This is a genomic window from Streptomyces corchorusii (assembly GCF_001514055.1).
Taxonomy (GTDB): domain Bacteria; phylum Actinomycetota; class Actinomycetes; order Streptomycetales; family Streptomycetaceae; genus Streptomyces; species Streptomyces olivaceoviridis.
In genome coordinates, this window is record NZ_KQ948356.1 from 448150 (window position 1) to 462925 (window position 14776).

The following is a 14776-nucleotide window of genomic DNA, read 5'->3' on the forward strand; positions in this document are numbered from 1 at the left end:
TCGTCCCTGGTGCAGTACGGGTGAATGCAGGACCGACCACATCCGTACTTCGGGGGGACCGGAAATCAGCCGCCGTTCCAGGCGCGCACGGGTGCGCCTGCCCGAGGAGTAATCGTTCGATGAGCGAGCACCGTCGCAAACCGCCGCAGCCGCAGGGAGGCGGACGTGCCGCGGCCCGACGCGGCCAGTCCGGCTCGTCCTCCGGCCGCCGTGCGGCACCGCGAGGCGCCACCGGGTCCCCTGCCGACTCCTATGGGTCCCGTTCCCCGGGGTCGGAGTCCACGGACCCGGGAGGTGAGGAGCGTTCCTACGGCGGCCGTGCCGAGGCCCGCCGTGCCGCGCAGAGGGGTGGCCGACGCAGAGCGGCCGACAACGCCGGCGGCCGGCGCGGCGGCCCGGGCGGTCCGACCGGTCCCGGGCGCGGCGGCGGTCGTGCGACGACCGCACCCGGCAAGAAGCGGTTCATCGACTACCCGAGGGCCGGCAAGTACGGCTGGCGACGTTGGGTGCCGTCCTGGAAGCTGGTCAGCGGGCTGTTCATCGGCTTCGTCGGCAGCCTGGTCGTGATGGTCGGCGTCGGCTACGCGATGGTCTCCATCCCGAGCGAGAACGATGCGGCCAAGTCCCAGAACAACGTCTACTACTGGGCCGACGGCAGCCAGATGGTGGCGACGGGCACCGGGGTGAACCGGCAGAACGTCACCATCGACAAGATCCCCGAGGCCATGCAGTGGGCCGTGATCTCGGCGGAGAACAAGAGCTTCTACCAGGACTCAGGCGTCGACCCGATGGGTATCGCCCGAGCCCTGGGCAACATGGCCCGGGGCGGTCAGACGCAGGGCGGCTCGACGATCACCCAGCAGTTCGTGAAGAACACCTACCTGAGCCAGGAACAGACCGTCACCCGCAAGTTCAAGGAGATGTTCATCTCCATAAAGGTGGGGACGAGGCTCGACAAGAAACAGATCCTCCAGGGCTATCTGAACACCTCGTACTACGGCCGTGGCGCCTACGGCATCCAGGCCGCCGCGCGCACCTACTACGGCAAGGACGCGCTCGACCTCAAGCCGAGTGAGTGCGCCTTCCTGGCGGCGCTGCTGAAGGGTCCGACGTACTACGACCCGGCCGGCAACGCGGACCTCGACCCGTCGGCGAACGCGAAGGACAACCGGGAGCGTTCCGAGAAGCGCTGGCGCTGGATTCTCGACGAGATGCACAACGACAAGCACCTCTCGGACACCCAGTACCAGGAAGCTATCCAGGAGTACCCCAAGCCCCAGGACCGCAAGGCGACCAAGGGCATGACCGGCCAGATCAGCTACCTCGTCGACACGGCCAAGAAGTACGTCCTGAACCACTCCAAAATCACCGAGGCGCAGTTCGACCAGGGCGGGTACCAGATCTACACGACCTTCGACAAGAAGAGCGTGAACGCCCTGAGTGCGGCCGTGAAGAAGGTCCAGAAGGAGCGCCTCGATCCGAAGCATCGCGATCTGGACAAGTACGTCCAATTCGGTGCGGCGTCGGTGGTGCCGAAGGACGGTGCGATCGTCGCGCTCTACGGCGGTGACGGTTACGAGAACGGACACTTCACCAACAACGCCGACACTTCCGGTGTCCCCGTCGGCTCGACGTGGAAGCCGTTCGTCCTGGCCGCGGCGATGGAGTACGGCACCTACAAGTCCGACGGTGAGGGCATCTCGCCGCTGAGCAAGTACAACGGCAACGACAAGCTCAAGGTGAGGAACCAGGACGGAAGCTACGTCCTGAAGAAGGACGGCTCGGTCTTCTACCAGCGCAACGAGGGCCCCAGGCCCTGGGGCTACGTCACGCTGCGCAAGGCCATGGAGCAGTCCATCAACACCCCGTTCGTGCAGCTCGGCATGGATGTGGGGATGTCGAAGGTCCGAGACGTCGCGAGGGCCTCCGGCATCCTCGACGCAAGCTTCGCCGACCTCAACGCGTCCTTCGCCATCGGCACCTCGACGCCGAGCGCGATCCGGATGGCCGACGCCTACGCGACGTTCGCCGCGTCCGGTGAGCACGCGGATCCGTACTCGGTGACGAGCGTCAAGAAGGACGGCCAGGAACTGCGGAGCTTCATCACCAAGCCCAAGCGGACGCGGGCGATGCCGGAGAACGTGGCCAACAACGTCACGGACACCCTGGAGAACGTGATCCAGAACGGTACGGGTCAGAACGCCAAGGCCCTGGGACGTACCGCGGCCGGCAAGACCGGTACCACCGACAGCAACAAGTCGGCCTGGTTCGTCGGCTACACCCAGCAGCTGTCGACCTCGGTCGCGATGTTCCGCGAGAACCCCAAGGACCACGAGTTGCTGTCCATGAACGGTACGGCGGGCGTGGACTCCATCCATGGTGGTGACATCCCGACCCAGGTGTGGACCGAGTACATGAAGGACGCGCTCAAGGGCAAGAACGACCCGGGCTTCCCGGACGCCATCGAGATCGGCAAGGTCCAGGACGAGGTGGGTGCTCCCTCCCCGACCCCGAGCGTCACCATCACGCCGAGCCCGACGCCGAGCGACTCGCCGAGCCCGACGCCGAGCAAGACGACCACCTCACCGTCTCCGTCGGTGAGCGAGTCCTGCCAGCTCGGCTGGGACCCGAACTGCAACGGCAATGGTGGGGCCAATGGCAATGGCGCCGGAGGCGTGGACACAGGTGGTGTCGACGGGGGCGGAGGCGAGTCGCCGTCACCCACGGTCACGGACACGACCGGGACCGGTAACACCCGAGGGAACGGGAACGGGAACGGAGGCTTCTTCGGGAGCCAGACCGGCTAGTCCGGCGATCTGACCGGTTGGCGACCATATCGCCCACCGAGGGTGTTTCACGTGAAACATGGGCCGCCGCACCCACCAGGTGCGGCGGCCCTCGGTGTTTTCCTGGCCAGGTACGGCAGGATGTGTCCCATGCCCAGTGCAGAGATGACGCCCGCGAGCATGCACGAGCCCGAGTCCGTGCGATCCGCCGTGGCCGAGCCGGTGCAGCCGACGAGGGAGGACGAGGTCGCCGCCGCCGGCAGTGAGCTGATCGGCGGTCCTCTCGGGCGGCACGCCCTGCTGGGAACCTCCTGGTGGACACCCGTGCGGATCGTGGCGCTCGTGGCGATCGGCATGTTCGCCCTCGGCCTCGTCCAGAAGGCGCCCTGCTACCACAGCGGCTGGTTCTTCGGAGCGAGCAGTCAGTACACGCACGCCTGCTACTCCGACATCCCGCACCTCTACCAGGGCCGCGGGTTCGCCGACCATCTCGTGCCGTACTTCGACAAGATTCCCGGCGACATGGACTACCTCGAATACCCGGTGCTCACCGGCGTGTTCATGGAGGTGGCGTCCTGGCTGACCCCGCACAGCGGCAGCATCCAGCACCAGGAGCAGTGGTACTGGTTCGTCAACGCCGGGATGCTGATGGTGTGCGCCGCCGTCATCGCCGTGTGCGTGGCCCGCACCCACCGCCGGCGCCCCTGGGACGGTCTGCTGGTCGCCCTGGCGCCCGCCCTCGCGCTGACCGCGACCATCAACTGGGACCTGCTGGCCGTCGCGCTGACGGCCGCCGCGATGCTGATGTGGTCACGGGGCCGCGCCCTCGCCTTCGGTGTCCTCCTGGGGCTCGCCACGGCCGCCAAGCTGTATCCCGTCCTGCTGCTGGGGCCGCTGCTGGTGCTGTGCTGGCGGGCGGGCAAGTGGCGCGCGTTCTTCCAGGCCGTGTGCGGCGCGGTGGTCGCCTGGCTCGTGGTGAACCTGCCCGTGATGATCACGCACGACGCGACGGGCTTCCACATCCGTGAGGGCTGGGCGAAGTTCTACACCTTCAGCAAGGAGCGCGGCGTCGACTTCGGCTCCTTCTGGCTGATCTGGGCGCAGAACTCCAGCAGCCCGCCCACCACCGAGTTCGTCAACACCGCCGCCACGGTGCTCGTGGTGCTGTGCTTCCTGGGCATCGCCGCGCTGACGTTCACCGCCCCGCGCCGGCCGCGCTTCGCCCAGCTGGCCTTCCTGATGGTGGCCGCCTTCATCCTCACCAACAAGGTCTACTCCCCGCAGTACGTCCTGTGGCTGGTGCCGCTGGTGGTCCTCGCCCGGCCCAAGTGGCGGGACTTCCTGATCTGGCAGGCGTGCGAGGTGGCGTACTTCCTGGGGATCTGGCTGTACCTCGCCTACACGACCAGCGGAGACGCCCACAAGGGCCTGCCCACGCAGGGCTACCACTGGGCGATCGTCGTGCACCTGCTGGGCACGTTGTACCTGTGCGCCGTCGTCGTACGGGACATCCTCATGCCGGAGCGGGACGTGGTGCGCCGGTCCGGTGACGACGACCCGTCGGGCGGAGTGCTCGACGGCGCGGAGGACGTGTTCGTGCTCGGAGTGGGAGCCCATCCGCCGCACGACGCCGCCGACTTCGAGGGGCCTCAGGTGGACTGGGGCCGGCCGGAGACGCTGTCCCACGACGACCGTTCGCTCTGAGCGAACACGCGTCACCCCTCCTCAGTACGCGGCACGCCTCATAGGCACCCGGTCGGCGGTGCACACGAAGGCACGCGGCAGGCGGTGCGCACAGAAGGCCGTATCCGGGAGCACCGGATACGGCCTTCTCGGCGTTGTGGACGGGCTCAGCGGTCCACGAGACGGTCGAACTGGGTCGTGGTGTGCCGCAGATGGGCCACCAGTTCGTCGCCGACCTTCGGCTCGGGGGCGTCCGAGGGCACGAACAGGATCGACACCTGCATGTGCGGCGGCTCGGCGAACCAGCGCTGCTTGCCGCCCCAGACGAACGGGGAGAGGTTCCGGTTGACCGTGGCGAGCCCGGCCCGGGCGACGCCCTTGGCGCGCGGCATGACGCCGTGCAGGGCTTTCGGGGCCTCCAGGCCCACGCCGTGCGACGTTCCGCCCGCCACGACCACCAGGAAGCCGTCCGAGGCCGCCTTCTGCTGCCGGTAGCCGAACCGGTCGCCCTTCGCCACGCGCGTGACGTCCAGGACGGCGCCGCGGTACTCGGTGGCGTCGTGGTCCCCCAGCCACAGCCGCGTGCCGATGCGGGCGCGGAACCGGGTCTGCGGGAACTGCTGCTGGAGCCGGGCCAGGTCGTCCGCCTTGAGGTGGCTGACGAACATCGTGTGCAGCGGCAGCCGTGCCGCGCGCAGCCGGTCCATCCAGCCGATGACCTCCTCGACGGCGTCCGAGCCGTCGGTGCGGTCCAGCGGCAGGTGGATGGCGAAGCCCTCCAGCCGGACGTTCTCTATGGCCTGGTGCAGCTGGGGCAGATCCTGCTCGCTGATGCCGTGCCGCTTCATCGAGGACATCACCTCGATGACGACGCGGGCGCCCACGAGGCCGTACACGCCGTCGATCGACGACACCGAGCGGACGACCCGGTCGGGCAGCGGCACGGGCTCCTCGCCACGCCGGTACGGCGTGAGCACCAGCAGGTCACCGCTGAAGAAGTCCTTGATGCGCGCGGCCTCGTAGGTGGTGCCGACGGCGAGCAGGTCGGCACCGAGCCGTGTGGCCTCCTCCGACAGCCGTTCGTGCCCGAAGCCGTAGCCGTTGCCCTTGCAGACCGGGACGAGTCCCGGGAACTGCTCCTGCACGTGCTTGTGGTGCGCCCGCCAGCGCGCGGTGTCGACGTAGAGCGTGAGCGCCATGGCCGGACCCGGAACCTTTCTCGTGGCTGCGGTGGATCAGAGGTGTGAGAACTGCGAAGGCTATGGAATCAAACGCCCGCGCGGCTCAGCGTCGCGACATGTAGATGTCGAGCGCCTTGTGGAGCAGCTTGTTCAGCGGGAAGTCCCACTCGCCGAGGTACTCGGCGGCCTGGCCGCCGGTGCCGACCTTGAACTGGATGAGGCCGAAGAGGTGGTCGGTCTCATCCAGCGAGTCGGAGATGCCGCGCAGGTCGTAGACGGTGGCGCCGAGCGCGTAGGCGTCGCGCAGCATCCGCCACTGCATGGCGTTGGACGGCCGGACCTCGCGGCCGATGTTGTCCGAGGCGCCGTAGGAGTACCAGACGTGCCCGCCGACGATCAGCATCGTCGCCGCCGAGAGGTTCACCCCGTTGTGGCGGGCGAAGTACAGCCGCATGCGGTTGGGGTCCTCGGTGTTGAGGGCCGTCCACATGCGCTGGAAGTACGACAGCGGGCGGGGCCGGAAGTGGTCTCGGACGGCCGTGATCTCGTACAGCCGCTGCCACTCGGGCAGGTCCTGGTAGCCGCCCTGGACGACCTCGACGCCGGCCTTCTCGGCCTTCTTGATGTTGCGGCGCCACAGCTGGTTGAAGTTCTTGTGGACCTCTTCCAGGGAGCGGTTCGCCAGCGGCACCTGGTAGACGTAGCGGGGCTGCACGTCGCCGAAGCCTGCGCCGCCGTCCTCGCCCTGCTGCCAGCCCATGCGGCGCAGCTTGTCGGCCACCTCGAAGGCGCGCGGCTCGATGAAGTCGGCCTCCAGGTCACGCAGACGCTTGACGTCCGGGTCCTGGATGCCCCTCTTGATCGTGTCAGCGTTCCAGCGGCGGATGATCACCGGCGGGCCCATCTTCACGGAGAAGGCGCCCTGCTGCTTCAGATGCGCCAGCATCGGCTGGATCCAGTCGTCCAGGTTCGGCGCGTACCAGTTGATGACCGGGCCCTCGGGCAGATAGGCGAGGTAGCGCTTGATCTTGGGCAGCTGGCGGTAGAGGACCAGGCCCACGCCGACCATCTGGCCGCTCCTGTCGAACCAGCCCAGGCTCTCCGAGCGCCACTCCGCCTTCACATCTGCCCAGGCCGGGACCTGCATGTGGCTCGCCGCCGGCAGGCTCTGGATGAAGGCCAGATGCTGCTCGCGACTGATGGTCCTCAGGGTCAGGCTCATTCGGGGCGCTCCTCGGGCTGGTGTGTCCCCATGGGTACAGGGGCTCCGGCTCTCGCGCCGAAGCCTACTGCGCCTTGCGAGCGCCCCGACTGGGCGTACGGGGCTTTGAGCCCGGTGGAGTCAGCTGATGATCCCGCCGAACAGGCCGCCGTGGGCCATGCCGATCAGGAAACCGACCCCGGCGGCGCCGAGACCCAGGATCAGGCCGAACCGCTGCCGCGTGGTCACCGAGATCCACTGTCCGTACACGCCCGTGGCCAGTGCCACCAGGCCTGCCCACGAGGTCAACAGGTGAAGGCTGTGGAAGAAGGACGTGATGAAGGACAGCAGGCCGAGGACGAACGTCACCGCCATCAGGGTGTCCTGAAGGGGGTGGGGCTTGCCGTCCGTGGCGAAGAGGGAACCGGCGGTGTTGGGTCGCAATGCCTGTGCCATGGGCACCTCCTGCGGAAGGCGGCGCATCGTAGCGCCGTACACACCCGATGTGTACAGATTGTCGGGGTCGACGGCCGGATTTCAACCGGAAGCGTGTGTGCGGGTAGTCTGTACCGTCTGCACTGGTGTCTGCCCAGACCTGCCCGGGTCACACTGCCGGCGTCCCTGAAGGAACCCCGATTGTCAGTGGCGGCCGATACCGTTGCGTACGCATCACAACCCTCCTGCCACGGAACGACCGTGGCCGCTGAGTCCAAAGGAGGTGGGTTCCACATGCGTCACTACGAGGTGATGGTCATCCTCGACCCCGATCTCGAGGAGCGCGCTGTCTCCCCGCTGATCGAGAACTTCCTGTCCGTCGTCCGTGACGGCGGCGGCAAGGTTGAGAAGGTCGACACCTGGGGCCGTCGTCGTCTCGCCTACGAGATCAAGAAGAAGCCCGAGGGCATCTACTCGGTCATCGACCTGCAGGCCGAGCCTGCGGTCGTCAAGGAGCTCGACCGCCAGATGAACCTGAACGAGTCGGTCCTCCGGACCAAGGTCCTCCGCCCCGAGACCCACTGAGCTTCCCCGCTCAGCTGATCTCGGGATTCGAGTAGCAGCAACAAGCAGCCAGAGCAGCAAACCCGCCGAGAGGTTCCCCCATGGCAGGCGAGACCGTCATCACGGTCATCGGCAATCTTGTCGACGACCCCGAGCTGCGCTTCACCCCGTCCGGTGCGGCGGTCGCGAAGTTCCGCGTCGCGTCCACTCCCCGCACCTTCGACCGCCAGACGAACGAGTGGAAGGACGGCGAGAGCCTCTTCCTGACCTGCTCGGTCTGGCGCCAGGCGGCGGAGAACGTCGCCGAGTCGCTCCAGCGAGGCATGCGCGTCATCGTGCAGGGCCGACTGAAGCAGCGGTCCTACGAGGACCGTGAGGGCGTCAAGCGCACGGTCTACGAGCTGGACGTCGAGGAAGTCGGCCCCAGCCTGCGCAACGCCACGGCCAAGGTCACCAAGACCGCCGGTGGCGCTCGCGGTGGCCAGGGCGGTTACGGCGGCGGTGGCGGCCAGGGTGGCGGCGGCTGGGGCGGTGGCCCCGGTGGCGGCCAGCAGGGCGGCGGCGCTCCGGCCGACGACCCGTGGGCGACCGGCGCTCCCGCCGGTGGCAACCAGGGTGGCGGCGGCTGGGGCGGAGGCTCCGGCGGCGGTGGCGGCTACTCGGACGAGCCCCCCTTCTAAACCTTCGGGCCAGGCCTTCCGGGCCGGTCCGGGTCGAGGGCGGGTCGTATCCCAACTTCTTGATCACACAGGAGAAACACCATGGCGAAGCCGCCTGTGCGCAAGCCGAAGAAGAAGGTCTGCGCTTTCTGCAAGGACAAGGTCACGTACGTGGACTACAAGGACACGAACATGCTGCGGAAGTTCATTTCCGACCGCGGCAAGATCCGTGCCCGCCGCGTGACCGGCAACTGCACGCAGCACCAGCGTGACGTCGCCACGGCCGTCAAGAACAGCCGTGAGATGGCGCTGCTGCCCTACACGTCCACCGCGCGATAAGGGAAGGGTGACCGACTCATGAAGATCATCCTCACCCACGAGGTCTCCGGCCTCGGTGCCGCGGGCGACGTCGTCGACGTCAAGGACGGTTACGCTCGCAACTACCTGATCCCGCGGAAGTTCGCTATCCGCTGGACCAAGGGTGGCGAGAAGGACGTCGAGCAGATCCGCCGTGCTCGCAAGATCCACGAGATCCAGACCATCGAGCAGGCCAACCAGGTCAAGGCGCAGCTTGAGGGCGTGAAGGTCCGTCTGGCCGTCCGCTCCGGAGACGCCGGCCGTCTCTTCGGTTCCGTCACCCCGGCCGACATCGCGTCCGCGATCAAGGCTTCCGGTGGCCCCGAGGTCGACAAGCGCCGCATCGAGCTGTCCGCTCCGATCAAGACCCTGGGCGCCCACGAGACGTCCGTGCGTCTGCACCCCGAGGTTGCCGCCAAGGTCAACGTCGAGGTCGTCGCGGCCTGATCGCCGCGTGATCGCCGTGCTCGCTTGAGCCGGTGAAAGGGGCCGCACCCTTCATTGGGTGCGGCCCCTTTCCCATGTCCGCGGCTCTCCAGGCCGGGCTCCCACGACGGGGCTACCGTCATCGGGACGGCAGCATGTTTCACGTGAAACGGTCAGCGGGTCGCGCCCGTCACGATCCAGCGGCCCGAGCGGGTCCGCAGCCACAGGGTCAGCATCCGGACCGCCATCATCAGCGTCATCGCGGCCCAAAGGGCGGTGAGTCCGCCGCCGAACGTGGGAACGAGCAGGGCCGCGGGAGCGAACACCACCAGGGTGACGACCATGGCCCAGGCCAGATAGGGGCCGTCTCCCGCGCCCATGAGCACTCCGTCGAGGACGAAGACGATGCCGCAGATGGGCTGCGACAGCGCGACGAGCAGCAGGGCCGGCAGAGCGGCGTCCTTCACCAGGGAATCGCTGGTGAACAGTGGCAGGAAGAGCGGTCGTGCGGCCACCACGAGGAGGCCCAGCACGGCTCCGGTCGCGATGCCCCAGTGGACCATGCGGCGGCAGGCTTCACGGGCTCCCTGGGCGTCGTCCGCTCCGAGGTAGCGGCCGATGATGGCCTGTCCCGCGATCGCTATCGCGTCGAGCGCGAAGGACAACAGGCTCCACAGGGAGAGGACGATCTGGTGTCCGGCGATGTCGGCGTCACCGAGACGGGCCGCGACCGCTGTGGCGATCATGAGGATCGCCCGCAGGGACAGCGTACGGACCAGCAGAGGGACGCCGGCCTGAGCCGAGGCCCGGATGCCGGCGGCATCCGGCCGGAGGGACGCGCCGTGCCGGCGGGCCCCGCGGACGACGACGGTCAGGTAGACGGCTGCCATGCCGCACTGTGCGATGACCGTGCCCCAGGCCGAACCGGCGATACCGAGCCCGGCACCGTAGACGAGTCCCGCGTTGAGCGCGGCGTTGGCGACGAATCCCGCGACGGCTACGTAGAGCGGGGTCCTGGTGTCCTGGAGGCCGCGCAGCACCCCGGTCGAGGCCAGGACGATGAGCATGGCCGGGATGCCCAGTGCGGAGATGCGCAGATAGGTGATGGCGTAGGGAGCCGCGGTCGAGGAGGCGCCGAAGAGGTCCACGATGCCGGGTGCGAGGGGCAGGACGACGGCGATGACGGCGAGGCCGAGCAGCAGCGCCAGCCAGATGCCGTCCATGCCCTGACGGATGGCTGCCGGGAGATCGCCGGCGCCGACGCGGCGGGCCACGCCGGCCGTGGTGGCGTAGGCGAGGAAGACGAAGACACTCACGGCGGTGGTGAGGAGCGCCGAGGCGACGGCGAGACCGGCGAGCTGGGCGGTCCCGAGATGGCCGACGATGGCACTGTCCGCCATGACGAAGAGAGGCTCGGCGACGAGGGCGCCGAAGGCCGGGACGGCCAGCGCGACGATTTCTCGGTCGTGCCGACGCAGGGCGGCCTTGGGGATCTCTGGAGCCTGTGTCATGAGCATCAATGTAATCGTCCACAGGTAAGAGATGCAAGCCGCTAGTGGTCCTTACTCTTGATCGCGGGCCGTGTCCTTTCGGGTGCCGTTCGAAGCGATCTTGGCCCGACTGGGGAAGTTTTTTCTCTGCACAGCCGGTGGATCATAAATGCGCAGGTCAGAGGCTTGGTCTTGAGGGGATCGAGGGCTTGTTCACAGGGCTTTCCACCGGGTCGTGCACAGGTTTCGGCGAGTTCTCCACAGCATCGGGGCCGTCGTCCACATGCCCTGTGGATAACCAGATTGGCTGACGGTGCCGACGGGCCTACGGTGGTCCGGCGCCCGCTCCCTCGCCGGGCCCCGAAGGCGTCCTTCTTCGGGCCGGGGAACCGTCACAAACCCGACGCGCGAGAACCGGAGTTGGGCGTCTTGTTTGTCAGTGTCGTGCCGTACAAAAGAGGACACGGCGAGGTCCGCCGTGCGCACGGGAGGAGGTGGCTCGGTGAGCATTTCCGAGCCCTTGGACGATCCATGGGCCGACAGCGGGCCCAGTGATCGTCTGCCGGCCTCCCGTCGGCGCGGTGACGTCGGCCGGGGTCGTGACGAGCAGCACGACCGGGGCCGGGAGAACGGCGCCTGGGACGGCGGGGGTTCGTCCTTCGAGCGGGTGCCGCCGCAGGATCTGGACGCCGAGCAGTCCGTGCTGGGCGGCATGCTGCTGTCCAAGGACGCCATCGCCGATGTCGTCGAGATCCTCAAGGGCCACGACTTCTACAAGCCCGCGCACGAGACGATCTACCAGGCCATTCTGGACGTCTACGCCAAGGGCGAGCCGGCCGACCCGATCACCATCGCCGCCGAACTCACCAAGCGTGGTGAGATCAACAAGGTCGGCGGCGCCGCGTACCTGCACAGCCTCGTCCAGACCGTTCCGACGGCGGCCAACGCCGAGTACTACGCGGAGATCGTCCACGAGCGGGCCGTCCTGCGCCGCCTGGTCGAGGCCGGTACGCGCATCACGCAGATGGGATACGCGGCCGACGGAGACGTGGACGAGATCGTCAACCGCGCCCAGGCCGAGATCTACGCCGTCACCGAGCAACGCACCAGCGAGGACTACCTCCCGCTCGGCGACATCATGGAAGGCGCCCTCGACGAGATCGAGGCGATCGGCTCGCGCAGCGGCGAGATGACAGGTGTGCCCACAGGCTTCACGGACTTCGACTCGCTGACCAACGGCCTCCACCCGGGCCAGATGATCGTCATCGCGGCCCGTCCCGCCATGGGTAAGTCGACCCTCGCCCTGGACTTCGCGCGGGCCGCCTCCATCAAGCACAACCTTCCGAGCGTCATCTTCTCCCTCGAAATGGGCCGCAACGAGATCGCGATGCGCCTGCTGTCCGCCGAGGCCCGGGTCGCCCTGCACCACATGCGGTCCGGCACGATGACCGACGAGGACTGGACGCGGCTCGCCCGCCGCATGCCGGACGTGTCGGCCGCGCCGCTGTACATCGACGACTCCCCGAACCTGTCGATGATGGAGATCCGCGCCAAGTGCCGGCGCCTGAAGCAGCGCAACGACCTGAAGCTGGTCGTCATCGACTACCTCCAGCTGATGCAGTCCGGTGGTTCCAAGCGCGCCGAGAGCCGTCAGCAGGAGGTCTCGGACATGTCCCGTAACCTCAAGCTGCTCGCGAAGGAGCTGGAGATCCCGGTCATCGCGCTCTCGCAGCTCAACCGTGGTCCCGAGCAGCGCACCGACAAGAAGCCGATGGTGTCCGACCTGCGTGAGTCCGGCTCCATCGAGCAGGACGCCGACATGGTCATCCTGCTGCACCGTGAGGACGCGTACGAGAAGGAGTCCCCGCGCGCGGGCGAGGCGGACCTGATCGTCGCCAAGCACCGAAACGGTCCGACGGCGACCATCACGGTCGCCTTCCAGGGCCACTACTCGCGGTTCGTGGACATGGCCCAGACCTGATCCACCGGGCACATCCGCGGTTGTAGGCGGGGGCGCCGGCGGGCCCGGCCGGGGGCGCGCGGCAAATGCATTCGACGCCCGCCGCCGCACCAGGTGGACTGGGCCCATGACGAGAACTCAGGAAGCGCTGCTCCCCGCCACCCGCCGGGCCTTGCTCCACCGCATCGCCGTCGCGCAGGCCGAAGGACGGGCGCCGTCACTGGTCGCCGCCGTGGTACGGGACGGGCAGGCCGTGTGGCACGGGGCGCGGACCTCGGTGGACGGGCACGGACCGGACGAGACCGTGCAGTACCGGATCGGATCCATCACCAAGACCTTCACCGCCGTACTGGTGATGCGGCTGCGGGACGGGGGCGTCCTCGATCTCGGTGACCCGCTGGAGAAGCACCTGCCGGGCACCGGCGCGGGGGAGTCGACGATCGCGGAACTGCTCGCGCACACCGCCGGGTTGGCGGCCGAATCGCCCGCGCCCTGGTGGGAGCGCACGCCTGGCTCCCTGCGGCCCGCGCTGAGCGATGTGCTCGGGGAACAGCCCCTCCTGCATCCCGTCGGCCGACGGCACCACTACTCCAACCCCGGCTACACGGTTCTCGGTGCCTTGGTGGAGGAACTGCGCGGCGCGCCCTGGGAGGAGGTGCTGCGCGCGGAGATCCTGGAGCCGCTGGGCCTGCACCGGACGAGCACGCAGCCGGAGCACCCGCACGCGGGCGGATGGGCGGTGCATCCATGGGCCGACGCGATGCTTCCCGAGCCGACGGAGGACCTGGGCCGGATGGCTCCGGCCGGCCAGCTCTGGTCGACCACCGGGGACCTGGCGCGGTTCGCCGCGTTTCTGGCCCGCGGAGACGAGCGGGTCCTGAGTGCGGAATCCGTTCGGGAGATGCGCACTCCGGCGGCGCCCGCCGAGGCCGCGGATGTGGTGGACGGGGACACGTACGGCCTGGGCATGCAGATCCAGTGCCGTGACGGCCGGCTGCTCGTCGGGCACTCCGGTTCCCTGCCGGGGTTCCTGGCGAACCTCACGATCAGCGTGGAGGACGACGTGGCCGCGGTGGTGCTCGCCAACTGCACCAGCGGTCCGCTGCTGGGTGCCGTAGGAGCGGACCTCGTCCGGATCGTCGCGGAGGCGGAGCCGCGCATCCCTGAACCCTGGCGACCGCTGAGGGAGGTCGACCCGGCCGTGCTGGGGCTCGTGGGGCAGTGGTACTGGGGCACCCACGCCTTCGGCCTGCGTGCGACCGCCGACGGCCTGCTCGCGCTGGCGCCACTGGCGGGTGGCGGACGGAAAGCCCGCTTCCGCGCGAACGGCGACGGCACCTGGACGGGGCTGGAGGGGTACTACGCCGGTGAGCTGCTGCGGCCCGAACGGCGCCCGGACGGGTCGGTGAGCCATCTGGATCTCGGCTCATTCGTGTTCACCCGGCAGCCGTACGACCCCGAGGCCCCGGTGCCCGGTGGCGTGGATCCGGAGGGATGGCGGGGCATCGGCTAGCCCGGATATGCGCAGGGGGTGTGTTTCACGTGGAACACACCCCCCGCCCTGTTCTTCGGGCCGCCGTCAAAGGCGCAGCTTGAAGCCCTCGTGTGAGGCGGTGAAGCCCAGCCTCTCGTAGAAGCGGTGAGCATCGGTCCGCGTCTTGTCGGACGTGAGCTGCACCATCTGGCAGTCGAGTCGCCGGGACGTGTCGATCGCCCACTCGATCAGCCGGCCGCCCAGCCCGCTGCCCCGCTCGTCGGCGTGGATGCGTACGGCCTCGATGAGTGCACGAGTGGCCCCTTTGTGCGAAAGCCCGGGGATGATCGTCAGCTGGAGAGTCCCGATCACACGGCCTTCGCGCACGGCGACCACCACGTGCTGGTTGGGGTCGGCGGCAAGACGTTCCAGTGCGTTCCGATACGGCGTGAGATCGCCGGGTGACTCGCGCTGGGCCCCGAGTGGGTCGTCGGCGAGCATCGCCACGATCGCCGGGAGGTCGTCGGCGGTCGCGGCACGTATCTCAAGATCGTCCATGG

Annotated in this window: 13 protein-coding genes; 8 read left to right on the plus strand and 5 right to left on the minus strand. The window is 68.4% G+C overall.

Annotated elements, in window-relative coordinates:
* Positions 1 to 119: 119 nt before the first annotated feature.
* Together AQJ11_RS17555 and AQJ11_RS17560 are read left to right on the plus strand one after the other, a co-directional pair.
* The gene (locus tag AQJ11_RS17555; protein ID WP_244218280.1) at positions 120 to 2807 is read left to right on the plus strand and encodes a transglycosylase domain-containing protein; all 2688 of its coding nucleotides are present in this window, start codon (positions 120 to 122) and stop codon (positions 2805 to 2807) included.
* A 129-nt stretch (positions 2808 to 2936) separates the two neighbouring features.
* On the plus strand, positions 2937 to 4490 hold the full coding sequence (locus tag AQJ11_RS17560) for a glycosyltransferase family 87 protein (protein ID WP_175252204.1): 1554 nt from the start codon (positions 2937 to 2939) through the stop codon (positions 4488 to 4490).
* Between the two features lie 146 nt (positions 4491 to 4636).
* Here AQJ11_RS17560 and AQJ11_RS17565 read toward each other — a convergent pair whose 3' ends face one another.
* The 3 genes from AQJ11_RS17565 to AQJ11_RS17575 all read right to left on the minus strand — a co-directional run bounded on the left by AQJ11_RS17565 (position 4637) and on the right by AQJ11_RS17575 (position 7307).
* Complete coding sequence (locus AQJ11_RS17565; protein WP_058081152.1) at positions 4637 to 5668, minus strand: alanine racemase; 1032 nt, start codon at positions 5666 to 5668, stop codon at positions 4637 to 4639.
* A gap of 85 nt (positions 5669 to 5753) precedes the next feature.
* Entirely contained in the window at positions 5754 to 6872 is a 1119-nt protein-coding gene (locus tag AQJ11_RS17570; RefSeq protein ID WP_058081151.1) for a lipid II:glycine glycyltransferase FemX, read from the minus strand.
* Between the two features lie 120 nt (positions 6873 to 6992).
* Positions 6993 to 7307, minus strand: coding sequence for a hypothetical protein (locus AQJ11_RS17575; protein WP_014673751.1), 315 nt, complete (start codon positions 7305 to 7307; stop codon positions 6993 to 6995).
* A gap of 273 nt (positions 7308 to 7580) precedes the next feature.
* Between AQJ11_RS17575 and rpsF the strand changes: the two genes are divergently transcribed.
* The 4 genes from rpsF (at position 7581) to rplI (ending at position 9313) form a co-directional block, all read left to right on the plus strand.
* A complete protein-coding gene (gene rpsF, locus AQJ11_RS17580) occupies positions 7581 to 7871 on the plus strand; it encodes a 30S ribosomal protein S6 (RefSeq protein WP_014673750.1) in 291 nt (96 codons plus the stop codon).
* Positions 7872 to 7951: 80 nt separating this feature from the next.
* Positions 7952 to 8530: a single-stranded DNA-binding protein gene (locus AQJ11_RS17585; protein ID WP_014673749.1), complete on the plus strand. Its 579-nt coding sequence runs from the start codon at positions 7952 to 7954 to the stop codon at positions 8528 to 8530.
* Between the two features lie 81 nt (positions 8531 to 8611).
* Entirely contained in the window at positions 8612 to 8848 is a 237-nt protein-coding gene (gene rpsR / locus AQJ11_RS17590; RefSeq protein ID WP_003949403.1) for a 30S ribosomal protein S18, read from the plus strand.
* A gap of 18 nt (positions 8849 to 8866) precedes the next feature.
* The gene (gene rplI, locus AQJ11_RS17595; RefSeq protein WP_030640106.1) at positions 8867 to 9313 is read left to right on the plus strand and encodes a 50S ribosomal protein L9; all 447 of its coding nucleotides are present in this window, start codon (positions 8867 to 8869) and stop codon (positions 9311 to 9313) included.
* A gap of 152 nt (positions 9314 to 9465) precedes the next feature.
* Here the strand turns inward: rplI and AQJ11_RS17600 are convergent, their stop codons facing one another.
* Positions 9466 to 10803, minus strand: a complete 1338-nt coding sequence (locus AQJ11_RS17600) for an MATE family efflux transporter (RefSeq protein WP_059263780.1) — start codon at positions 10801 to 10803, stop codon at positions 9466 to 9468.
* A gap of 481 nt (positions 10804 to 11284) precedes the next feature.
* On the opposite strand from AQJ11_RS17600, the gene dnaB reads away from it, so the two are divergent.
* Both dnaB and AQJ11_RS17610 read left to right on the plus strand, forming a co-directional pair.
* On the plus strand, positions 11285 to 12763 hold the full coding sequence (dnaB, locus tag AQJ11_RS17605) for a replicative DNA helicase (protein WP_014673746.1): 1479 nt from the start codon (positions 11285 to 11287) through the stop codon (positions 12761 to 12763).
* Between the two features lie 106 nt (positions 12764 to 12869).
* Complete coding sequence (locus AQJ11_RS17610; RefSeq protein ID WP_059263675.1) at positions 12870 to 14255, plus strand: serine hydrolase domain-containing protein; 1386 nt, start codon at positions 12870 to 12872, stop codon at positions 14253 to 14255.
* Between the two features lie 66 nt (positions 14256 to 14321).
* Here the strand turns inward: AQJ11_RS17610 and AQJ11_RS17615 are convergent, their stop codons facing one another.
* Positions 14322 to 14774, minus strand: a complete 453-nt coding sequence (locus AQJ11_RS17615) for a GNAT family N-acetyltransferase (protein WP_014673744.1) — start codon at positions 14772 to 14774, stop codon at positions 14322 to 14324.
* Between the last annotated feature and the right edge of the window lie 2 nt (positions 14775 to 14776).

Excerpts from the sequence above, each read along its gene's own strand:
- AQJ11_RS17555 (WP_244218280.1), top strand. The coding sequence starts at position 120 with ATGAGCGAGCACCGTCGCAAACCGCCGCAGCCGCAGGGAGGCGGACGT.
- AQJ11_RS17560 (WP_175252204.1), top strand. The coding sequence starts at position 2,937 with ATGCCCAGTGCAGAGATGACGCCCGCGAGCATGCACGAGCCCGAGTCC.
- AQJ11_RS17565 (WP_058081152.1), bottom strand. The coding sequence starts at position 5,668 with ATGGCGCTCACGCTCTACGTCGACACCGCGCGCTGGCGGGCGCACCAC.
- AQJ11_RS17570 (WP_058081151.1), bottom strand. The coding sequence starts at position 6,872 with ATGAGCCTGACCCTGAGGACCATCAGTCGCGAGCAGCATCTGGCCTTC.
- AQJ11_RS17575 (WP_014673751.1), bottom strand. The coding sequence starts at position 7,307 with ATGGCACAGGCATTGCGACCCAACACCGCCGGTTCCCTCTTCGCCACG.
- rpsF (WP_014673750.1), top strand. The coding sequence starts at position 7,581 with ATGCGTCACTACGAGGTGATGGTCATCCTCGACCCCGATCTCGAGGAG.
- AQJ11_RS17585 (WP_014673749.1), top strand. The coding sequence starts at position 7,952 with ATGGCAGGCGAGACCGTCATCACGGTCATCGGCAATCTTGTCGACGAC.
- rpsR (WP_003949403.1), top strand. The coding sequence starts at position 8,612 with ATGGCGAAGCCGCCTGTGCGCAAGCCGAAGAAGAAGGTCTGCGCTTTC.
- rplI (WP_030640106.1), top strand. The coding sequence starts at position 8,867 with ATGAAGATCATCCTCACCCACGAGGTCTCCGGCCTCGGTGCCGCGGGC.
- AQJ11_RS17600 (WP_059263780.1), bottom strand. The coding sequence starts at position 10,803 with ATGACACAGGCTCCAGAGATCCCCAAGGCCGCCCTGCGTCGGCACGAC.
- AQJ11_RS17610 (WP_059263675.1), top strand. The coding sequence starts at position 12,870 with ATGACGAGAACTCAGGAAGCGCTGCTCCCCGCCACCCGCCGGGCCTTG.
- AQJ11_RS17615 (WP_014673744.1), bottom strand. The coding sequence starts at position 14,774 with ATGGACGATCTTGAGATACGTGCCGCGACCGCCGACGACCTCCCGGCG.